Origin of the sequence: Sphingomonas ginkgonis (genome assembly GCF_003970925.1) — a bacterium.
Lineage (GTDB): Bacteria > Pseudomonadota > Alphaproteobacteria > Sphingomonadales > Sphingomonadaceae > Sphingomicrobium > Sphingomicrobium ginkgonis.
Genome location: NZ_RWJF01000001.1, coordinates 2,049,117 through 2,067,729, shown reverse-complemented (window position 1 = coordinate 2,067,729; position 18,613 = coordinate 2,049,117). Strand labels below are relative to the sequence as shown.

The window sequence follows — 18,613 nt, the reverse complement described above, 5'->3', positions numbered from 1 at the left end:
AGCCGCTATGCGGTAGGAGCACGAACCGACATGCACCGCTTCGCCAATCCCACTCGTTTTCTCGCGATCGCCCGCCCGGCCTCGGCTTGGCTGCTTGCGGTCGGGCTGGTGCTGACGGCTGCTGGGGTGGCAGGCGGGCTATTTCTGACTCCGCCCGACTATATCCAAGGCGAGACGGTGCGGATCATGTACATCCATGTTCCGGCGGCGTGGCTCGGAATGGCCGGCTGGAGCGGGATCGCGGTCGCGTCGCTGATGCAGATCGTGTGGCGTCACCCACTGGCGGGGATCGCCGCTCGAGCCTGCGCGGTGCCCGGCGCGCTGTTCGCCGCCATCTGCCTCGCGACCGGCTCGATCTGGGGGCGTCCGACTTGGGGCACCTGGTGGGAATGGGACGGGCGCCTTACCAGCATGTTGCTGATGTTCTTCCTCTATCTCGGCTACATCGCGCTTGCCTCTGCGGAGCGCGAGCGCGGGCCTGACGGGCGGATCGCCGCCATCTTCGGGCTGGTCGGTGCGGTCAACCTGCCGATCATCCATTTCTCGGTGCAGTGGTGGCGGACGCTCCACCAGGGCGAGAGCATCTCGCTGTCGGGTTCGACGATCGACAATAGCCTACTCTGGCCGCTGCCGTTCACCATGCTGGGCTTCTCCTGCCTGTTCGGGGCGGTGGTCCTGATGCGGATGCGCGCCGAACTGGCCGAGGCCAAGCTCGAGGCACGGCTCAAGCGAGCGCTTGCCGAATGAACCAGTGGGCATTCGTCTGGGCTGCCTACACGGTGGCGATCGGCGGCACCGGCGGGCTGCTTGCCTGGACGCTGGTGGCGATGCGCCGGGCCGAAGCCGCTGCGGACCGGCACAAGCACAACCGCTGATGGCCGCGCCGAAGCAGCAGAGGCTGGCGCTGACGCTGGCTGCGGTGGTGGCGCTCATCGGTGCCGCGCTGCTCGCGATGTGGGGCCTCAGAGACCGTGCCGCCTACTTCTACGTCCCTGCCGACATCGCTGCCGGCAAGGCGGTTCCGAACAAGGCAATGCGGCTTGGCGGGATGGTCCAGAAGGGCTCGCTCCGGCGCGCCGCCGACGGCGTTACCGTCAACTTCCGGGTGACCGACGGACCGGCCAGCGTGCCGGTGACCTTCCGCGGCATCCTTCCCGACCTGTTTCGCGAGGGCAGCGGGGTGGTCGCCGAGGGGCAGATGACCGCCGCCGGCGTCTTCATCGCCTCCAACATCCTCGCCAAGCACGACGAGCGCTATATGCCCCCGCAGATGGGCAACATCGCTGCCGAGAAGCAGACCCGGAAGACGGTCGAATGATCGCCGAGTTCGGCCTCGCCGCGCTGTGGCTCGCCGCAGCGCTGTCGCTGCTGCAGCTATTGCTGACCCTGGTTCCTGCCTTGCGCGACCAGGCTGAGCCGCGGACCGTCGCCAGCATCGCGGTCGGGCAGGGGCTGTTCACCCTTGCCGCCTTCGGTGCGCTGATCGCCGTCTTCCTGCGTACCGACACCTCCGTGCTGCTGGTCGCGGAGAACAGCCACAGCGCCAAGCCGTGGATCTACAAGTTCGCGGGCGCGTGGGGGAACCACGAGGGCTCGATGCTGATGTGGGTGACAATCCTGACCGTTGCCGGCGCAGCCGTCGCGCTACTCGAACGGCGGCTGCCGCGGGACACGCTGAACGCCGCGCTGGGCAGCCAGGCGGCGCTGGCGCTCGGCTTCTTCGCCTTTCTCCTGTTCGCCTCCAATCCCTTCGCCCGCCTCTATCCGGCGCCGCCGGATGGGCAGGGGCTCAATCCGTTGCTCCAGGACCCCGGCCTCGCCTTCCATCCACCAACCCTTTACCTTGGCTATGTCGGCCTCTCGGTCGCCTTCAGCCTGGCGGTCGGGGCACTGTTGACCCGCGAGGTCGGACCGGCGCTGGCCCGCGCAATGCGGCCCTGGGTACTCGGCGCCTGGGTGCTCCTGACACTGGGGATCACCGCCGGGAGCTACTGGGCCTATTACGAGCTGGGTTGGGGCGGCTTCTGGTTCTGGGACCCGGTCGAGAATGCCTCGCTGATGCCGTGGCTCGCCGCCACCGCGCTGCTCCACAGCGTCAACGTGCTGTCCGCGCGCGGAGGCCTGCGGGCGTGGACGATCATGCTGGCGCTTATCGCCTTCTCGATGTCGATGGTCGGCACGTTCCTAGTCCGCTCGGGCATCCTGACCAGCGTCCACAGCTTCGCGGTCGACCCCCGGCGCGGCACCTTCATTCTTGCGCTGCTCGCGCTGTATGTCGGCGGCGCGCTGAGCCTGTTCGCGGCGAGGATCGGGACGGTTCGTGAGGGGGCGCGGTTCGACGTGGTCAGCCGCGAAGGCGCGCTAGTCATGAACAATCTGCTGCTCGCGACCATCCTCGGCACGGTGTTCGTCGGAACCCTCTATCCGCTGATGGCGGAGGCCGCGACGGGCGAGAAGATGTCGGTCGGGCCGCCCTATTTCAACGCGGTGGCGGGGCCGCTGACGCTGCTCCTCGGGTTGCTGCTGTTCGTCGGGCCGCTTCTCAACTGGCGGCGTGACCGGCGGCCGCTGCTCCGCCGGGCAGCGCTGCCGCTTTCGGTCGCGCTGGCCGCGCTGCTGGTTAGCTTCATATCGGTGCCGGCGATGTCGTGGCTGGCCCGGCTTGGCCTGGCAGTGGCGGCGGGGCTGGTGCCGGCGTCCCTGATGCCGCTGGTCGGGCGCAACCTCCTGCGTACACCGCTCGCCACCTGGGGGATGGTCGTCGCGCATCTTGGTATTGCAGTTGCGCTCGCCGGGATGGCGTTCGACACCGCCTTCACCAAGGAGACGCTCGCCGCGGTGCGGGTGGGAGAGACCCGTCAGGTTGGCCCATGGGCGGTTCGGCTGGCCGGCGTCCGCCCGATCGCGGGCAAGAACTTCACGGCGCTGGAGGCTCGGCTGGAAGCTTTTCGTGGCGGCAGCTCGCTGGTGCTGACCCCAGAGAGCCGCTTCTTCACCACGCCGTTCACCGAGACGAACGAGACCGCCATCCGCACCCGTCTCGATGGTCAGCTGTACACAGTGCTCGGCAAAACCGACGAGGAGGGGCGCTGGCAGCTGCGACTGTGGTGGAAGCCGATGGTGACGCTGATCTGGCTCGGCGGCGCGTTGATTGCGTTTGGCGGGATCCTGGCACTGCTCGGGCGCGAGTGGCGGAGCTGGTGGCGCAAGCGGCGGACGGCCTGGTGAGGCGCTGGTGGGCCATCTTGCCGCTGGTCGTCGCGGCGTTGCTGGTCGCGGCCTTCATCTGGCGCCTCGACAACCCGCCGAGCACGATCGTCCGCTCCCAGATGGTGGGCAAACCGGTCCCCGACTTCACCTTGGCAGCCGGGGTCCCGAGCAAGCCGGGTTTCGCTTCGGCCGAGTTGCGGGGCAAGCCGCGCGTGATCAACTTCTTTGCCAGCTGGTGCGTGCCCTGCATCGCCGAGGCGCCGATGCTGGCGCGGTTGAGGGCACAGGGGGTGGAGATCGACGGCGTCGCGATCCGCGATCGGCCTGAGGACATCGCCCGCTTCCTGCGCGACAATGGTGACCCTTATGCGCGGATCGGCGCCGACCCGCGCAGCGCTGTGCAGCTGGCGATGGGCTCGTCGGGCGTGCCGGAGAGCTTCGTCGTCGATGGGCGCGGCCTGATTACCTACCAATGGCCCGGCCCGATCACCGACGACAATATAGCGACCATCGTCGCCGAGCTGGAGCGGGCGCGGTGAGCCGAGTGCGACTGAGACCGGCGGTGGGCCTTGTCCTGCTGCTGACGCTGCCCAGCAGATTGGCTTGGGCGGACTCCAGCATGGCGCCGGCGCCCTACGCCTATCGCCAGCTCCCCGACGCCACACAGGAAGCTCGCGCGAAGGCGTTGATGGAGGAGATTCGCTGTCTTGTCTGCCAGGGCCAGTCAATTGCCGACAGCGACGCGGAGCTGGCCGGGGACATGCGCGACATGGTGCGGCGGCGGATTGCATCGGGTGAAAGCCCCGCGCAGGTGCGGCGATGGCTGGTGGGTCGCTACGGCGACTGGATCAGCCTTGCACCGCCAATGGAACCGCTGACCTGGCCGCTGTGGATCGCCCCATTGCTGCTGCTTGTAGGTGGCGGCCTGCTGGTCGTGCGGCGCCTGAAGCGGAGGACGGCATGAACGGGTGGATGATCCTCCTGCTGCTGGTCGCGATGGCAGGGGCGGGGTTCCTGCTGCTCGGTCGACTGCGTGGAACCAGCCTGCAGCTGGCGCTGGCGGCGCTGCTGTTTGGCGCCGCGGGCTATGCCGTCCAGGCCAACCCTTCCTATGACGGCAACCCGCGCGAGTTCGCGCCGCCGCGTCCGCCGCTACCCCTGACCGTTCCGCGCCATGCGTTGCTCGGTCGATTCAACCAGACCGATACCTGGGCGACAATCGCCGAGAGCTTAGCCCGCAAGGGCGACACGCAGGGCGCAGCGCAGATCATGCAATCGGCAGTCCGAAGTCATCCGAACGATGTCGGATTGTGGACGGTTCTCGGCAACACGCTGGTCGACCATGCCGGGGCGCTCACGCCTCCGGCGCAGTTCGCCTACGATCGCGCGCTCCGGCTTGCACCCGATCATCCGGCGCCGCTTTTCTTCCTAGGTCTGGCGCGGGCGCGAAGTGGAGATCGGGCGGGTGCACTTGAGTTGTGGAACCGGATGTTGGCGAAATCGCCCGGAGTAAGCTGGCGGCCAATGGTCGAGGGGGGGATCGTGGCGCTGGGCGGACAGCCGGGGCGGTAATTATCTCCCTGAGCCCGGCTCAGGGGAGGGTGCAGGTCACTCGCCGCGGCCGGTTTTGTCCTGGAGTTCGTCGATCTTTTTGGACGCGTCGGCCTTGTTCAGCTCGGGATTGAATTCCTCGTTCGCTTCCTCGCTGAGAGTCTTGAGATAGCTCGCCTGTGCGCCGGTCATCGGCTCGCCGCCGGTAGTCCAATCGTCCGGATCCTTGACAGCGTTGCCAGTCGGATGGGCCTTGGGGTTGTCGTCGATGGGCTGGGTAGACATTGGGAAGGCTTTCCAGAGAGTTAGTCTGCCGCCCCAACGCCTCGCGTTCCACTTCTGTTCCCGTTAAGCCGCTACCGGTTCGAACGGGAGGTCGAGCGCGTCGGCGACCGCCTGATGGCGGATCTTGCCGTCCGACACGTTCAGCCCATTGGCGAGATGTGGGTCCTGCCGCATGGCCTCATCCGCGCCAAGCGTAGCGAGCTTGAGGGCGAAGGGCAGGGTCGCATTGTTGAGCGCGAAGGTGCTGGTCCGCGCCACGGCGCCGGGCATGTTGGCTACGCAGTAGTGGATGATCCCATCAACCTCGTAGACAGGGTCGTCGTGAGTGGTGGCGTGGCTGGTCTCGAAGCAGCCGCCCTGGTCGATGGCGATGTCAACGAGGACCGAGCCACGCTTCATCGTCTTGAGCATCTCGCGGGTAACAAGCTTGGGAGCGGCCGCGCCGGGGACCAGCACCGCGCCGATCACCAGCTCCGCCTCGGAGACGGCCTGCGCGATGGCGGCACGGCTGGCGTAGGCCGTCTTAATCTGGCTGGAGAAGAACATGTCGAGCTCGGCCAGCCGGTCGTTGGAAATGTCATAGATGGTGACATCGGCGCGCATGCCGGTCGCCATCTGCGCCGCGTTGACGCCCGAGACTCCGCCGCCAAGGATCGCAACCTTGGCAGGAGAAACGCCCGGAACTCCGCCGAGCAGCACGCCGCGGCCGCCTTGTTCCTTCTCAAGGTAGTGGGCGCCGACCTGAACCGACATGCGGCCCGCGACCTCGCTCATCGGCTTCAGCAGCGGCAGCGCGCCCGAGCGGCTGGTCACCGTCTCGTAGGCGATGCAGGTCGCGCCCGACTTCATCAGCCCCTCGGCCTGCGGCTTGTCGGCGGCGAGGTGGAGATAGGTGAAAAGGAGGTGGCGGGCCTCGAGCATCGCGATCTCGGACGGCTGTGGCTCCTTGACCTTCACGATCATGTCCGCACCAGCAAACACGTCCGCCGCCGTCGCGAGGATCGTCGCACCGGCACGTTCGTAAGCCGTGTCGGAACAATCGATGCCAGTCCCGGCGTTGTGCTCGACGACGACCTGGTGCCCGGCGGCGACCAGCTCTCGAACCGACGCCGGGGTTAGGCCGACACGATATTCATGGTTCTTGATTTCCTTGGGCACACCGACGCGCATGGTTCGTTCGCTCATTCCGATGGTGAAGATTTCGCGCGCCTATAGGAGGGCCGCCGCGGGGGAGCAATGTCCGGCTGCCGCGGGCAACTTAATTAGGGGCAAGCCGGGCCGATTGCCGCTCCGGCCGGCCGCTGCTAACACGCGACCGAAATGAACATCACCGCGACCGGACAGGCCGTGCCGGCCGGGCCGGCGACCAACCTCGACGAACCCACCGCTCATGGCGACGCACGCGGCCCGCTGGTCAAGCTGGCGGTTGGCGCGATCGGCATTGTCTTTGGCGACATCGGCACCTCGCCGATCTACGCCTTTCGCGAGACATTCGCCGGCCATCACACGCTCCGGGTCGACGCGCTGCACATCTACGGGGTGCTGAGTCTCATCTTCTGGTCGATGATGATCATCGTGACGCTGAAGTACGTCACCGTCATCATGCGCGCCGACAACAAGGGGGAAGGCGGCAGCCTCGCGCTCCTCGCGCTGATCAACCGCTCGGTCGGCGGCAAGCGAAAATGGACCAGCGGGATCGTTCTGCTCGGGGTGTTCGCGACCGCGCTGTTCTACGGCGATTCGATGATCACGCCGGCTATCTCGGTTCTGTCGGCGGTTGAGGGACTGACCACGGTACAACAGGGGTTTGAGCCGTTTGTTGTACCGGTCGCCATCGCGATCCTCATTGGGCTGTTCGCGATCCAGTCGCGCGGGACGGCGAAGGTCGGGCTGCTGTTCGGGCCGGTGATGATCGTCTACTTCCTGGTGCTCGCCGTTCTCGGGCTGATGCACATCATGGATCACCCGGCGGTACTTTGGCACACGCTTAACCCGCTGAACGCCTACCGCTTCTTCGCCGAGGCCCCGGTCCGCGCCTTCGTCGCGCTGGGATCGGTGGTGCTGTCGGTGACCGGTGCCGAGGCGCTTTACTCGGACATGGGCCACTTCGGCCGCAATCCGATCCGCGTGTCATGGATGTTCTTCGTCCTGCCGGCGCTGATCCTCAATTACATGGGGCAGGGGGCGATGCTGCTGTCGCTTCCGGGCCACGCCGCGCTCGAGGCGATCCGCAACCCCTTCTTCTTCCTGGCGCCCGACATGCTGCGCCTGCCGCTGGTGCTGCTGGCGACGTTCGCGACGATCATCGCCAGCCAGGCGGTGATCTCCGGGGCCTTCTCGGTCACCCAGCAGGCGATCCAGCTCGGATTCATTCCGCGACTGCGAATCCAGCACACCAGCGAGACGGCGGCGGGCCAGATCTACATCCCGGCGATCAACTGGGCGCTGATGATCATGGTGCTGCTGCTGGTGCTGAACTTCCGCACCTCGTCCAACCTCGCCGCCGCCTACGGGATCGCGGTGACCGGCGCGATGTTCATCGACAGCCTGCTGATTTCGGTCGTGCTGTTCCAGCTGTGGAAGTGGAACAAGATCGGCGCCAGCCTGCTGATCGCGCTCTTCGTCATCGTCGACGTCAGCTACTTCGGCGCCAACCTGCTGAAGGTGCCGGTCGGAGGCTGGTTCCCGCTGATGATCGGGCTGATCGCCTTCACCATGCTGACCACCTGGGCGCGGGGACGGCAGCTGCTGATGGTCCGCATGGCCGAGGAGAGCCTGCCGATCGAGGTGTTCATCAAGTCCGCCAGCCAGAGCGCCGCTCGGGTGCCCGGGACCGCGGTCTACATGACCTCATCGTCCGAGGGGGTGCCGCATGCGCTGCTGCACAACCTCAAGCACAACAAGGTGCTGCACGAGCGGATCATCCTGCTGACGGTGCGGATCCAGGACGTGCCGTACGTTCCCGAGCACAAGCGGGCGGAAACCCACGACTATTCCAGCGGCTTCTTCCGCGCGGTCTTCCACTACGGCTTCATGGAGGAGATCGACGTCCCGTCCGAGCTGATGCGGCTCAAGGGCTGTGGTGCGGTCTGCAAGATGATGGACACGAGCTTCTTCCTGGCGCGCCAGACCCTGATCTCGACCGCTCGGCCGGGCATGGCGCTGTGGCGCGAGAAGCTGTTCGCCTGGATGCTGCGCAACGCGGAAAGCGCGATGGAGTTCTTCAAGCTGCCGCCCAACCGGGTGGTCGAGCTCGGCAGCCAGGTCGAGATCTAGCGGGCAACCGTCGCGCGGCTCGGCAGTTGGCTCGGCATGGAGTCCATCGCCACCTGGGTCGCGCCGATCGCCACCACCATCGCTGCTTTCATGACTGCTTCCAACCTCGGCAGCCGGGTCACCGGCTGGGGGTTCGGCGTGTTCACCATCGGATCGATCGCCTGGATCGCGCTTGGGCTGGCAACCGGCCAGCCGAATCTCGTCTGGCAGAATGCCATCCTGACCGCGCTCAACCTGTTCGGCATCTGGCGCTGGCTGGGACGGCAGGCCGGGCTGGAGAAAGGGGCCGGCAAGGCCGCCGAGGAGAGCAGCGCCGCGCCCGGCGAGGATCTTTTTCCGGTATCGCTGCTGGGCAAGGGTCGGCTGGTAACGCTCGATGGCGACGAGGTCGGCAGCTGCGTCGACGCGATGGCTCAGTGCCAGAGCGGACGGCTCGCCTACCTGGTCGCCTCGGAGGGCGGGGTTGCGGGCGTCGGCGAGACATTGCGGCGGGTCGACTGGAAGCGGGCTGCGGTAGACGGCGACCGGATCCGGCTTCGGCTCGACCGAGCCACCTTCGCCAGCCTGCCGACGCTTGAGAAGGATCGGTGGCCAGGCCGATGAGCGGCGCCTTGATCGTCACGGCCGAGATGGGCGCGGAGGATTCCGCCTGGCTCGACGGCCAGCGCACGCGCCATTTTCCGCCCGAGCGTAACCAGCTCGCCGCGCACCTGACCATGTTCCACGCACTTCCGCCCTCGAGTGAGCCGGAGGCGGAAAGGGTGCTGGCGCGAGAAGCCGCCGGACCGCCACCGCGAGCAACACTCGCCGGGCTGATGAACCTCGGCGGCGGGGTCGCCTACCGCGTCGTGTCGGATGAGCTAGACGGCATCCGGGCCCGGATCGCCCACCATTTCCATGGCCTGCTGACCGCGCAGGACGGGCAGGGATGGCGTCCGCACGTCACCATCCAGAACAAGGTGTCGAGTCGTCAGGCCAAGTTGCTGTTCGACGAGCTGCAGGCCAGCTTCCAGCCGCGCCCGCTGGCGATCCGCGGCCTCCTGCTCCACCGCTATCTCGGCGGCCCGTGGGACTCGATCGGGAAGTGGCGCTTCCGGGGCTGATGGAAGGGCGGCGACCTAGCTGAGGTCGCCGATCCCGTCGCAGCTGAGATCGAAGGCGGCCAGTCCGGCCTCGAGTACCGAAGCGAGCATCGGCATGTCCATCAGCTCGTCGATCGCACCTTCACGGCCCTCGTCGGTGGCCTCTTCCATAGCTTCGGCCCAGTCACCAGCGTCGTAGGTCCCTTGGCCAACCCAGCAGAAGGCGAGCACTTCGGCGACCTGATCGTCGCCGAGATCGTCGAGCGCGGTCCGGAGTTCGTCTTCGACGCCGGTGTTCACCTCGTCCTCAAGAACGGAGAGCGAGCCTTCCTCCTCATCGTCGATATTGTCGGGATCCTCGCCCCCGTCATAATCGCTTGGGGTCTGGGCCTCGAATTCGCGCGCTCGCAGGATAATGCGGCACAGCGTTTCCAAGGGCGTCAACGGATCCATTCGGCAAGCCTCCTCACTGCTCGCCCAACGAGGGTGAAAACCGGCGGTTCCCACGCGTTGACCGCGTGAAAAGCCTTGCCTATATGCGCCGGGCCCAACGCGCTGCGGTGCGGGGCGCCCGATCTGGGGCGGAGTAGCTCAGCTGGTTAGAGCAGCGGAATCATAATCCGCGTGTCGGGGGTTCAAGTCCCTCCTCCGCTACCATTACCCTTTTGACCATAGGCCAGCCAGGGCCAACGTCACTCGGCCAGCGACAGTGATCGATCATCGAACAAGCCGTCCACGAGGGTCGAGGCATAGAGGCGGATCGCGGTTTCGCGGGGGAGGGACGAGGCCCAGCTCCGAAGGTCGTAAGCCGAATTGAAGGTCGACATGATCAGCTGGCTCGCGATCACCGGGTCGACCAGCCGCAGGCTCCCCTCACGCCCGCCATCGATGAGCGTGCCGGAGAAGCGCAACGCGGTGCGATCGGAGCGTTCGACCACTTCGCGTCGCAGTTCCGGCGGGAGCGCGTGAATGGCGGTCGTCCGGGTCAGCGGCCACTCCCCGGAAAACTGGAGGTCGAGCAGGGCGGCGATCGCCGAGGTCAGCCGGTCCCACTCGTCTCGACCTTCCCGATGCGCCCACCACTGAATGACCGCGATCCGCTTGTAGCTGGTTCGGAAGCACTGGAGGACGAGGTCGTCCTTGGCATCGAGGTGGTGGTAGAAGCTGCCCTTGGTGACGTTGAGCTCGTCGACGATGCGGGCGACCGAGGCGCCCCGGTAGCCGCTCTCGTTGATAAGACGCGTGGCCACCCGCAGGAAATTCTCCTGGCCGGGATCCATCGGCGGGAGCTCGTCACGCAGCGCCTGGTCGCCAAGGCGGCGCGGCGCCCAGCGGCGATCCCCCGTTGCCAGCCCATGTTCGAGAATGTCCTGCAGCCGGTCGGCGACCCGCTCAAAATCGTTGATGGCGAAGCGGCTCAGCCAGACCGGGAGCCAGAAGACCACCTCGAGCAGCATGTGCGCACGGGCGGTAAGCAGCGCCTTGTGGTCGGGGTCGCGCCACTCGCCGAATAGCGTTCGGACGTCGCGGAAGACGGCCTGGTAGCGCTTTTCGAGCGGGGTTCGCAGTTCGGGATCGAGCGTGCGCACGTCGGAGAGGGAAGCGAGCGGCCGGGCCTCGCCGCGAATGACGGCGGTGCGGAGCGCGAAATGCTGCCAGACGAAGGCGCGGACGCGCTGCTGCGGCGTGTCCGCCGCGGCGGCGTCGCGGACCATGTCGTGGAGCCGCTCGAGCGAACGTTCGAATACCGCGGCGGCGAGCTGCTCCTTCTTGCGGAAATAATAGGTGACGCTGGTCGTGTTCAGCCCGACCGCCCGCGCGACCTCGAGCAGGGTGGTGCCGCGCGCACCATGCTGGTTGATGAGATCGGTCGCGGCGTCGAGAACCGCCTCGCGCTTGCGCTGGAACCGAGCCTTGCTGCGCGGCTTGACGGCGGAAGGAGCGGATTCGGCTTCGGCGACGACGGACATGGCCGTGTTATGCAACGGAGCTCGGCCCGATCCAAATCTTTCGTTGTCCGGCGAGCAGGTCTGCCAAGGGCTTTACCCGAGCTTTTTCGAAGATATGGTATCGCCGTACTTGGGAGAGGCAGATGGACGGAGCGGCAGCCGACGGCAGGTTCGCAGACTTCGACGGGGCGGCGCTGGCGGACTGGTTGGGCGAACATGTTCCCGAGTTCGGGAGCCTGATGCAGGTCGAGAAGTTCCCCGGCGGCCAGTCCAACCCAACCTACCGGATCGATGGCGAGCGGCTCAGCCTCGTGCTGCGCCGCAAGCCGTTCGGGGACATCCTTCCTTCGGCGCACGCGATCGAGCGGGAGTACCGCCTGATCGAGTCACTCCATCCGACCGGCTTCCCGGTCGCGCGCCCTTATGCGCTGTGTGAGGATCCCGAGGTCATCGGCGCGCCCTTCTACCTGATGGAGCGGGTCGAGGGGCGAATTTTCTGGAGCGGGCTCCTGCCCGAGTTGGCGCCCGCCGACCGGCTCGCGGCCTACGAGGACATGGTGGACGTTCTCGCGCGGCTTCACTCAGTCAATCCGGAGGCGGTCGGGCTCGCCGACTATGGTGCCCCCGGCAACTACTTCGAACGGCAGGTTCGGCGCTGGACCAAACAGTACCGGGCCAGCCAGACCGACGAGATCGCGGCGGTCGAGCGGCTGATCGACTGGCTGCCGGCAAGCCTTCCGGCCCAGTCGCGAACCGCAATCATCCATGGTGACTACCGGATCGACAATCTCGTCTACGCGCCCGCCGCCCCGCGGATTGCGGCCGTGCTGGACTGGGAGCTGTCGACCCTCGGCGATCCGCTGGCGGACTTCGCCTATCTGGCGATGAACTGGGCGCTTCCGGGCGACGGCAGCCGGGCGCAGATCGGTGATGTCGACCTTGCGGCCAGCTCCATTCCCGGGCTCGACCGGATCGTCGAGCGCTACTGCCGAGCGACCGGGCGCGACGGGGTGCCCGACCTCAACTGGTATTTCGCCTACAGTCTGTTTCGGCTGGTCGGCATCGTCCAGGGCATCCGCAAGCGCTTCCTCAACGGCAATGCGTCGAGCGCGGATGCGGAAGCCGCCTCGGCGCGGGTGCCGCAGCTTGCCGAGCAGGCCTGGGCCTTCGCCGAGAAGGCGGGCGCCTGATCGGAACCGACAGGGGAGAAGCAATGCCGAACGGAAACGGGATTGCCGGCAAGGTCGCGATCGTCACCGGGGCGGGGTCCGGCATTGGCCGGGAAATCGCCAGCGTCGCGCTGTTCCTGGTGTCGGACGCCGCGAGCTACGTGCACGGACAGACGATCGCGGTTGACGGCGGCCTGTCCTCGTCGCACCCGACCGCGCGACAGCAAGGGTCGTGCGGCCTGGTAGCGCGCGACCGCGTCAGTCCAGCGTCATGCCCGGCATCTCGCCCGACGCGCGCCATTGCGCGAGAATGGCGAAGAAGGCGTTCGAACCCTTGCCGTACGAGGCGTAGCTCGCCGCAAGCGGGCTGATCTGGCCCTCGCCGTTATAGTATCCCGGCGTGCACTCCTCGAGGAACTGGCGGCGGTCGAGCACAGCGTCGAGGATCTCCCGGGTCCAGCCGTCCTCCGCGGCCTCGGTCGGCTCGATTCGGCTCTTCTGCCGCTTAAGCCCCTCACCGATGATGTAGGCGGCGTGGGTGGCCTGTTCGACCAGCGCGTGCGGGTAGTTGGCGGTAAAGCCGGACTGGATGGTTGAGAAGATGAAGCAATTCGGAAAGCCGTTGATCATCATTCCGTGCAGCGACTTGCCGCCGGTCGCCCATTTCTCCTCGAGCGTGCGGCCGCCTGCTCCGCGGATCTGGTAGCCGGCCCGGCGGGCGTAGCTCGTCCCGACCTCGAAGCCGGTGGCAAAGATCAGGCAGTCGACGCGATACTCGGTGCCGTTGGCGACCACCCCGGCCGGGGTGATCCGCTCGACCCCGCGGCCCTCGGTATCGACCAGTGAGACGTTGGACCGGTTGAAGGTCGCCAGATAGTCGTCGTGGAAACACGGGCGCTTGCAGAACTGGTTGTACCAGGGCTTGAGCGCCTCGGCGGTCTGCTGATCGGTCACTACTTCATCTACCCGCGCGCGGAGCGACTCCATCTTCCGGAAGTCCGCGAGTTGGACCAGCGCGGCCGGATCGACCGCACCCTCGCCATCCTCGTTCGCTGCCCGAGTGCGCGCAAGGACGCCGAGGTTGCGGATGATGTCGGTCCAGCCGTCATTGACGAGGTCTTCCTCGGCCCAGCCGCCCGAGACCAGCGTGTTGAAATTCTCCATCCGGTGTCGATGCCAGCCCGGCGCAAGCGCCGCGGCCCAGTCGGGATCGGTGAGCCGGTCATTGCGGACGTCGATCGAAGACGGGGTGCGCTGGAAGACGTAGAGCTGCCTGGCCCATTCTCCGAGGTGGGGGACAACCTGCACCGCGGTCGCGCCCGTGCCGATGATCCCGACCGTCTTGTCGTTCAGCCCGGTGAGCCCGCCATCGGTATCGCCGCCGGTGTAGGCATAGTCCCAGCGACTCGTGTGGAAGGTATGGCCCTCGAAGCTCTCGATGCCGGGGATGCCGGGCAGCTTGGGGCGGTGGAGCGGACCGTTTGCCATGACCACGAAGCGCGCGCGGAGCCGATCGCCGCGGTTGGTGGATACGGTCCAGCGGCGTGCTTCCTCGTCCCAGGCGAGGTCGGTGACTTCGGTCTGGAGCAAGGCGTCGCGGCGAAGGTCGAAGCGGTCGGCGATCCGCTGGCTGTGCTCGCGGATCTCGGGCCCGCGCGAATATTTTCGCTCCGGGATGAAGCCGGTCTCCTCCAGCAGCGGAAGGTAAACATAGCTTTCGATGTCGCAGGCGGCTCCGGGATAGCGATTCCAGTACCAGGTGCCCCCAAACTCCGCGCCTTTCTCGATCAGGCGGATGTCTTTAACGCCGGCGTGTCGAAGGCGGGCACCCGCGAGAAGGCCGCCGAAGCCGCCGCCGATAACCACCACCTCCGCTTCGTCGACGAGCGGGGGACGCTCGATCCGCTGCTCGATGTAGGGGTCGTCGAGATAGTGCGCGAAGCGATCCGCCACCTCGACATATTGATCGTTCCCATCCGCGCGCAGTCGTTTGTCGCGCTCGGCCCGGTACTTGTCGCGCAGCGCCTTGGGATCGAAGCCGAGATCGGCAGCGGGAGAGTGAGTCATAGTGGGGCAGCCTGCGCGTTTGAGGGGAGGGTGTATTCGGGCTCGCTGCCCGGCAGCGGCGCGGCATGCGAGGCCGTCTCGGCGAGGCGTGCGACGCGCTGCTCGTGCTGCGCCCGGGTGATCGGGAAGCGCGAGAGGATCAGCAGCCCGGTGAGCCCGAGAACGATGTGCAGCACGCAGTAGGTGTCGATCAGCCGGTAGAGGGTCTGTTGCGACACCTGCCCTGGCAGTGCGCCGGTCGGGAAGCCAACTCCCGACAGAATGATCCCGGTCAGAAACAGGCCGAGGCCTGAAACGCATTTCTGCATGAAGAAGGAGCCGGCGAAGAACAGGCCTTCGCTGCGAGCACCGGTGCGTTCCTGCGCCTCTTCGACGACGTCGCTCATCATCGACGCGCCGAGGATCATGTTGCCCACGCCCAGCGCGGTACCGAGCGCGGTGAAGCCCATCAGCACCGGCATGAGCGCCGGGTCGCCGTTGACGAAGAACAGCCCGTTGCGGCGCAGCAGGAGCGGGATGATCGAGACGATGATGTAGCAAAGCGACAGCAGCACCGCGGTGCGCCGCTTGCCGAGCCGACGCGAAACACGCGAGGCAAGCAGGAACGCCAGCCCCACCCCGACCAGCACGGCGATGGTGAACAGCCCCAGGGCGGCGGCGGGGAAGCCCCATACGAAGGTGTTGAAATAGGTCGAGAGGGCGAAGCTCAGGCCCTGGCTGGTGTAGGCGAACACGCCGGCGCCGATGAGGATCAGGAAGGCGCGGTTGCGCAGGGTCGCGGCGATCTCTCGGAAGGTGCCGGCGATGCTCGTGCGTGCCGGGCGGCCCTGCGGCAGATGCCGGATTTCCCGGTGGGTGCCGAGCGCCGAGATGGCAATCGACAGGGTCATCGCGATCGCGGCGACCAGCGCGTAGCGATGGTAGCCGTCAGGGTTGAGCTGACCGAGCGGATATTGCGCGGTAGGCTGGAGGAAGACGTTGAAAGTCAGGAGGAGCATCGTCATCCCCCCGATCCAGCCGAAGAGATAGCGGTAGCCGAGCACCGAGGTGCGCTCGTGATAATCCGCCGTCAGCTCGGGCGCGAGGGCGGAAGACGGCACTTCGTAGCAACTGATCGCGGTGCGGATGAGAATGGCTGTTCCGGCCAGCCAGGCCACGGTTGCGCCAGGCGAGCTCGTCGGCGGGTTCCACAGCAGCAGGTAGAGCAGTCCGACCGGCAGTGCCGCGGCGTACATGAACGGGTGTCGCCGCCCCCAGCGCGAGCGGAGATGGTCGGAGAGGTGGCCGACGATGGGATCCACGAACGCATCGATGACCAGCGCGACCATGATCGCCAGCCCGACGAGGTGCGCCGGCACCCCGACGACCTGATTGTAGTAGAGCAGGAGCAGGGTCTGGAACCCGTTGTCCTTGATCCCGTAGGCCACCGAACCGAAACCATAGGCAAGCTTGGTTGCGAGCGGGAGCTTGCGGAGTTGCGGTGCGGTGGCCATCTTGCGATCTCCGGTCAGAAGCGGAACTGGATCTCGGCGCTGATCTGGCGCGGCGGCGTGTAGGCGTAGAGCTGCCCGAAGCCGGTCGCGCCGGTCCCGTTGTTGCCGGCCGCGCCGACATAGCCGCGCGTGTCGAACAGGTTGCGGACATATCCGATCACCGTCACCCGCTGGCTGGGCGACACGAAGGTGATCCGCCCGTCGACCTGGCTCCAGCCCGGAGCGCGGCCGGTGGGCGAGTTGAACACGTCGTAATAGGCGCTCGAGCGGTAGGCATAGCTGCCGGCGAACAGGAGATGTGCTGCGCCTAGCGGCAGGTCGTAGAGGCCGGCGACGTAGAATTTGTGACGCGAGCTCGTCGGACTGCGCTTGCCGGCAAGATCGATCAGCACCGTCCCGGGCTGGTTGGGATCGTCGAACAGCCGGGGGCCGCGCCGGATCGTCGCGTCAAGGTAGGAATAGCTGCCGGTGATGTCGAACCGCGGGGTGACTCGCCACGTCGATTCCAGCTCAAAGCCTGCCGAGCGCGACTTGGGGATGTTGAAGAAGTTGGTGGTGGTGAGCCCGAGCGCTCCGTTGCCGAGCGGGACGATGACCGGCACCTGCGCGTCGCGATAGTCGTAGAAGGCGGCGGCGTTGAGCGTCACCCCGGGCGCGGGCTGCGTCTTCAGGCCGACTTCGACCGCGTCGACCTTCTCGTTTCCGACCACGGGATTGACGGCCTAGCTGCCGAGATTGAACCCGCCTGCCTTCAACCCGCGGTTGTAGCTGACATAGGCGAGCGTGTTGCGGCCAAGCTGCCAGTCGGCGCCGAGCCGCCACGACCAGCCGCTGAAGCGCTTCCGCAGTGTTCTCGTCTGCTCTCCCGACCCGGCGATCTGCAACACGTACGTTGTGATGTCCTGCGCCGCGGTGAGCGGGCCGCAGTTGCCGAAGCCGATTACGCCGAACGGCGCGAACACGCAATAGGCTGCGCCGACCGGGTTGTAGCTGACCAGTCGGTAGGTCTCGACTCCGCGCTTGCGATCGCTGCTGTAGCGCAGGCCCGCGGTCACCTTCAGAGCGTCGGTGAAGCGATAGTCTGCCTGGCCAAACGCCGCGAGGCTGTTGATCCTGAGGTCGCCGGTGCCGCGATAGAAGTCGCGTTCGGGGTTCGGCGCGCAGGTCGCAGCCAGCCCGAATGCCGCGTTAAGGCAGATCGGCTTCGTCAGCGCGGTCGCCATGCTGTCGGTCCCATCGCCGCCCACGTACCAGCTGATCGGCTGGTAGTAATGCTCGTGATACTGATAGGCACCGAGGACCCAGTTCAGCCGGTCATTGCTGCCGATGTTGGAGAGCGTTATCTCGTTGCTGTAGTATTTCTTGTCTTCGACATAACGCTGGACGTAGGTCGGGTTGAAGCTGAAGGCGCCGTAGCGTGAGCCGAGATTGGAAGTCTGTTTTCCAGCAGCCGTATAGTCGAGGTCGGTGAACAGGTCGTAGACGTACTGAGAGTAGCCGGCGACGTACTTCAGTTGCACATTGTCGGACAGCGCCGCGCGGAAGTTCCCGACGATGTTGTGGTTCTTCTTGAGCGTGTCCTCGTTGGTCGTGTTGAGGTTGGTTTCGCGGGTGTCGGTCGCGCCGGGATTTGGCACGGCGTAGCCGTAGGCCGCATTTGGCACGAGCGCGCCGGCCGGGAAGAAGGGCGTGGTCGCATAGGGCGAGACGAAGTTGGTGATCCCGTATCGCTCATGATCCCATTCGGCATGGCTGTACTTGAGCCAGAGCTGGACATCGGGACTGAAGTCCCATTGCAGCTGGCCTTCGAGCAGGAAGCGCTTGGACGACCCCTGGTCTCCGGCCGGTCCGATGTTGTGGAACGCCTCCTTGACCGGTCGCGGGCCGAATTGGACCGACGCACGATACTTGATCCCCGAGGTGATCGGTCCGGTGACATAGCCCTCGGCGATCAGTCCATTGTAGGCGTCTCCCGACAGCCGGACCTCGCCGCCAAAGCGGTCGGCGGGGCGCTTGGAAATGACCATGATCGCGCCGCCGACCGAGTTGCGGCCGAACAGCGTTCCCTGCGGCCCGCGCAGCACCTGCACGCTCTGAACGAACATCGGCGTTTTGGACGCCTCGGCGTTTGACGAGGTATAGAAGCCATCGTTGTAGACGGCGACTCCGGGGTCCGAGCCGATGGTATTGGTGAGGCGTCCCACACCGCGGATCGACAGCCGGTCGAGTTGCGCGTTGAAGCTAAGGCCGGGCGCAACGTTCGACATGTCCTGGATGGTGCGAATGCCGAGCTGATCGCGCTTCTTGTCGTCGAACGCGGTCACCGCCACCGGCACTTTTTGAAGATTTTCCTCGCGACGCTGGGCTGTGACAACGATCTCGTCCGGAGCCTTGGGGCTGGGTGCCGAGCGCGCTTGCGTGGCGGTCTGGGCAGTCTCCTCGGCCCAAGCCGGGGCGGCGCAGGCCAGGATGGCAATGCTGGCGGCGGACGCTCGATAGACACTCTTCATGTTCCAACTCTCCCCCTCGTG

17 protein-coding genes, 1 tRNA gene and 2 pseudogenes are annotated in these 18,613 nt (G+C 66.4%); 13 read left to right on the top strand and 7 right to left on the bottom strand.

The window, feature by feature from the left end:
* The first annotated feature begins 30 nt into the window (after positions 1–30).
* The 7 genes from ccmC (at position 31) to HMF7854_RS10095 (ending at position 4,782) form a co-directional block, all read left to right on the top strand.
* Entirely contained in the window at positions 31–747 is a 717-nt protein-coding gene (gene ccmC / locus HMF7854_RS10120; RefSeq protein WP_126718986.1) for a heme ABC transporter permease CcmC, read from the top strand.
* Complete coding sequence (locus HMF7854_RS15790; RefSeq protein ID WP_185829240.1) at positions 744–875, top strand: heme exporter protein CcmD; 132 nt, start codon at positions 744–746, stop codon at positions 873–875. Before ccmC ends, HMF7854_RS15790 begins: the two co-directional genes overlap by 4 nt.
* Positions 875–1,318 (top strand): cytochrome c maturation protein CcmE, encoded by a 444-nt coding sequence (gene ccmE, locus HMF7854_RS10115; protein ID WP_126718985.1) that lies wholly within the window; start codon positions 875–877, stop codon positions 1,316–1,318. Before HMF7854_RS15790 ends, ccmE begins: the two co-directional genes overlap by 1 nt.
* Positions 1,315–3,228: a heme lyase CcmF/NrfE family subunit gene (locus HMF7854_RS10110; protein WP_126718984.1), complete on the top strand. Its 1,914-nt coding sequence runs from the start codon at positions 1,315–1,317 to the stop codon at positions 3,226–3,228. Before ccmE ends, HMF7854_RS10110 begins: the two co-directional genes overlap by 4 nt.
* Positions 3,189–3,749 (top strand): redoxin family protein, encoded by a 561-nt coding sequence (locus HMF7854_RS10105; RefSeq protein WP_239016927.1) that lies wholly within the window; start codon positions 3,189–3,191, stop codon positions 3,747–3,749. The genes HMF7854_RS10110 and HMF7854_RS10105 overlap by 40 nt, the downstream gene beginning before the upstream one ends.
* An 80-nt stretch (positions 3,750–3,829) precedes the next feature.
* Entirely contained in the window at positions 3,830–4,174 is a 345-nt protein-coding gene (locus tag HMF7854_RS10100; RefSeq protein ID WP_239017034.1) for a cytochrome c-type biogenesis protein, read from the top strand.
* Positions 4,171–4,782, top strand: a complete 612-nt coding sequence (locus HMF7854_RS10095) for a tetratricopeptide repeat protein (RefSeq protein ID WP_126718982.1) — start codon at positions 4,171–4,173, stop codon at positions 4,780–4,782. The genes HMF7854_RS10100 and HMF7854_RS10095 overlap by 4 nt, the downstream gene beginning before the upstream one ends.
* Before the next feature lie 36 nt (positions 4,783–4,818).
* Here HMF7854_RS10095 and HMF7854_RS10090 read toward each other — a convergent pair whose 3' ends face one another.
* Both HMF7854_RS10090 and ald read right to left on the bottom strand, forming a co-directional pair.
* Positions 4,819–5,046 carry a DUF3072 domain-containing protein gene (locus tag HMF7854_RS10090; protein WP_126718981.1) on the bottom strand — a complete coding sequence of 76 codons (228 nt, stop codon included), beginning with the start codon at positions 5,044–5,046 and terminating at the stop codon, positions 4,819–4,821.
* Between the two features lie 63 nt (positions 5,047–5,109).
* Positions 5,110–6,216 carry an alanine dehydrogenase gene (gene ald / locus HMF7854_RS10085; protein ID WP_126720165.1) on the bottom strand — a complete coding sequence of 369 codons (1,107 nt, stop codon included), beginning with the start codon at positions 6,214–6,216 and terminating at the stop codon, positions 5,110–5,112.
* A 150-nt stretch (positions 6,217–6,366) separates the two neighbouring features.
* On the opposite strand from ald, the gene HMF7854_RS10080 reads away from it, so the two are divergent.
* The 3 genes from HMF7854_RS10080 to HMF7854_RS10070 all read left to right on the top strand — a co-directional run bounded on the left by HMF7854_RS10080 (position 6,367) and on the right by HMF7854_RS10070 (position 9,425).
* Positions 6,367–8,322 carry a potassium transporter Kup gene (locus HMF7854_RS10080; RefSeq protein ID WP_126718980.1) on the top strand — a complete coding sequence of 652 codons (1,956 nt, stop codon included), beginning with the start codon at positions 6,367–6,369 and terminating at the stop codon, positions 8,320–8,322.
* A 90-nt stretch (positions 8,323–8,412) separates the two neighbouring features.
* The gene (locus tag HMF7854_RS10075; RefSeq protein WP_185829239.1) at positions 8,413–8,925 is read left to right on the top strand and encodes a PRC-barrel domain-containing protein; all 513 of its coding nucleotides are present in this window, start codon (positions 8,413–8,415) and stop codon (positions 8,923–8,925) included.
* A complete protein-coding gene (locus HMF7854_RS10070) occupies positions 8,922–9,425 on the top strand; it encodes a 2'-5' RNA ligase family protein (RefSeq protein ID WP_126718978.1) in 504 nt (167 codons plus the stop codon). The genes HMF7854_RS10075 and HMF7854_RS10070 overlap by 4 nt, the downstream gene beginning before the upstream one ends.
* Positions 9,426–9,440: 15 nt before the next feature.
* Here HMF7854_RS10070 and HMF7854_RS10065 read toward each other — a convergent pair whose 3' ends face one another.
* A complete protein-coding gene (locus HMF7854_RS10065; protein WP_126718977.1) occupies positions 9,441–9,857 on the bottom strand; it encodes a DUF3775 domain-containing protein in 417 nt (138 codons plus the stop codon).
* Positions 9,858–9,984: 127 nt separating this feature from the next.
* On the opposite strand from HMF7854_RS10065, the gene HMF7854_RS10060 reads away from it, so the two are divergent.
* Positions 9,985–10,061: transfer RNA gene (locus tag HMF7854_RS10060), tRNA-Met, on the top strand.
* A gap of 35 nt (positions 10,062–10,096) precedes the next feature.
* Here HMF7854_RS10060 and HMF7854_RS10055 read toward each other — a convergent pair.
* Positions 10,097–11,374, bottom strand: a complete 1,278-nt coding sequence (locus tag HMF7854_RS10055; protein WP_126718976.1) for a TetR/AcrR family transcriptional regulator — start codon at positions 11,372–11,374, stop codon at positions 10,097–10,099.
* A 122-nt stretch (positions 11,375–11,496) separates the two neighbouring features.
* Here HMF7854_RS10055 and HMF7854_RS10050 point away from each other — a divergent pair, with 122 nt between their 5' ends.
* Positions 11,497–12,543, top strand: a complete 1,047-nt coding sequence (locus HMF7854_RS10050; RefSeq protein ID WP_126718975.1) for a phosphotransferase family protein — start codon at positions 11,497–11,499, stop codon at positions 12,541–12,543.
* A 92-nt stretch (positions 12,544–12,635) separates the two neighbouring features.
* Positions 12,636–12,746, top strand: a pseudogene (locus HMF7854_RS16060) (SDR family oxidoreductase); the annotation flags it as partial.
* Between the two features lie 34 nt (positions 12,747–12,780).
* Here the strand turns inward: HMF7854_RS16060 and HMF7854_RS10040 are convergent.
* From HMF7854_RS10040 to HMF7854_RS10025, 3 genes and pseudogenes are all read right to left on the bottom strand, one after another.
* Positions 12,781–14,589, bottom strand: coding sequence for a flavin-containing monooxygenase (locus HMF7854_RS10040; RefSeq protein WP_126718973.1), 1,809 nt, complete (start codon positions 14,587–14,589; stop codon positions 12,781–12,783).
* A complete protein-coding gene (locus HMF7854_RS10035; RefSeq protein WP_126718972.1) occupies positions 14,586–16,082 on the bottom strand; it encodes an MFS transporter in 1,497 nt (498 codons plus the stop codon). Before HMF7854_RS10035 ends, HMF7854_RS10040 begins: the two co-directional genes overlap by 4 nt.
* A 14-nt stretch (positions 16,083–16,096) precedes the next feature.
* A pseudogene (locus tag HMF7854_RS10025) lies at positions 16,097–18,592 on the bottom strand (TonB-dependent receptor).
* Between the last annotated feature and the right edge of the window lie 21 nt (positions 18,593–18,613).

What these genes read in the sequence shown, in the direction of transcription:
- HMF7854_RS10090 (WP_126718981.1), bottom strand. Translation starts at nt 5,046, where the DNA reads ATGTCTACCCAGCCCATCGACGACAACCCCAAGGCCCATCCGACTGGC.
- HMF7854_RS10095 (WP_126718982.1), top strand. Translation starts at nt 4,171, where the DNA reads ATGAACGGGTGGATGATCCTCCTGCTGCTGGTCGCGATGGCAGGGGCG.
- ald (WP_126720165.1), bottom strand. Translation starts at nt 6,216, where the DNA reads ATGCGCGTCGGTGTGCCCAAGGAAATCAAGAACCATGAATATCGTGTC.
- HMF7854_RS10080 (WP_126718980.1), top strand. Translation starts at nt 6,367, where the DNA reads ATGAACATCACCGCGACCGGACAGGCCGTGCCGGCCGGGCCGGCGACC.
- HMF7854_RS10075 (WP_185829239.1), top strand. Translation starts at nt 8,413, where the DNA reads ATGACTGCTTCCAACCTCGGCAGCCGGGTCACCGGCTGGGGGTTCGGC.
- HMF7854_RS10050 (WP_126718975.1), top strand. Translation starts at nt 11,497, where the DNA reads ATGGACGGAGCGGCAGCCGACGGCAGGTTCGCAGACTTCGACGGGGCG.
- ccmE (WP_126718985.1), top strand. Translation starts at nt 875, where the DNA reads ATGGCCGCGCCGAAGCAGCAGAGGCTGGCGCTGACGCTGGCTGCGGTG.
- HMF7854_RS10065 (WP_126718977.1), bottom strand. Translation starts at nt 9,857, where the DNA reads ATGGATCCGTTGACGCCCTTGGAAACGCTGTGCCGCATTATCCTGCGA.
- HMF7854_RS10100 (WP_239017034.1), top strand. Translation starts at nt 3,830, where the DNA reads ATGGCGCCGGCGCCCTACGCCTATCGCCAGCTCCCCGACGCCACACAG.
- ccmC (WP_126718986.1), top strand. Translation starts at nt 31, where the DNA reads ATGCACCGCTTCGCCAATCCCACTCGTTTTCTCGCGATCGCCCGCCCG.
- HMF7854_RS15790 (WP_185829240.1), top strand. Translation starts at nt 744, where the DNA reads ATGAACCAGTGGGCATTCGTCTGGGCTGCCTACACGGTGGCGATCGGC.
- HMF7854_RS10035 (WP_126718972.1), bottom strand. Translation starts at nt 16,082, where the DNA reads ATGGCCACCGCACCGCAACTCCGCAAGCTCCCGCTCGCAACCAAGCTT.
- HMF7854_RS10110 (WP_126718984.1), top strand. Translation starts at nt 1,315, where the DNA reads ATGATCGCCGAGTTCGGCCTCGCCGCGCTGTGGCTCGCCGCAGCGCTG.
- HMF7854_RS10070 (WP_126718978.1), top strand. Translation starts at nt 8,922, where the DNA reads ATGAGCGGCGCCTTGATCGTCACGGCCGAGATGGGCGCGGAGGATTCC.
- HMF7854_RS10040 (WP_126718973.1), bottom strand. Translation starts at nt 14,589, where the DNA reads ATGACTCACTCTCCCGCTGCCGATCTCGGCTTCGATCCCAAGGCGCTG.
- HMF7854_RS10055 (WP_126718976.1), bottom strand. Translation starts at nt 11,374, where the DNA reads ATGTCCGTCGTCGCCGAAGCCGAATCCGCTCCTTCCGCCGTCAAGCCG.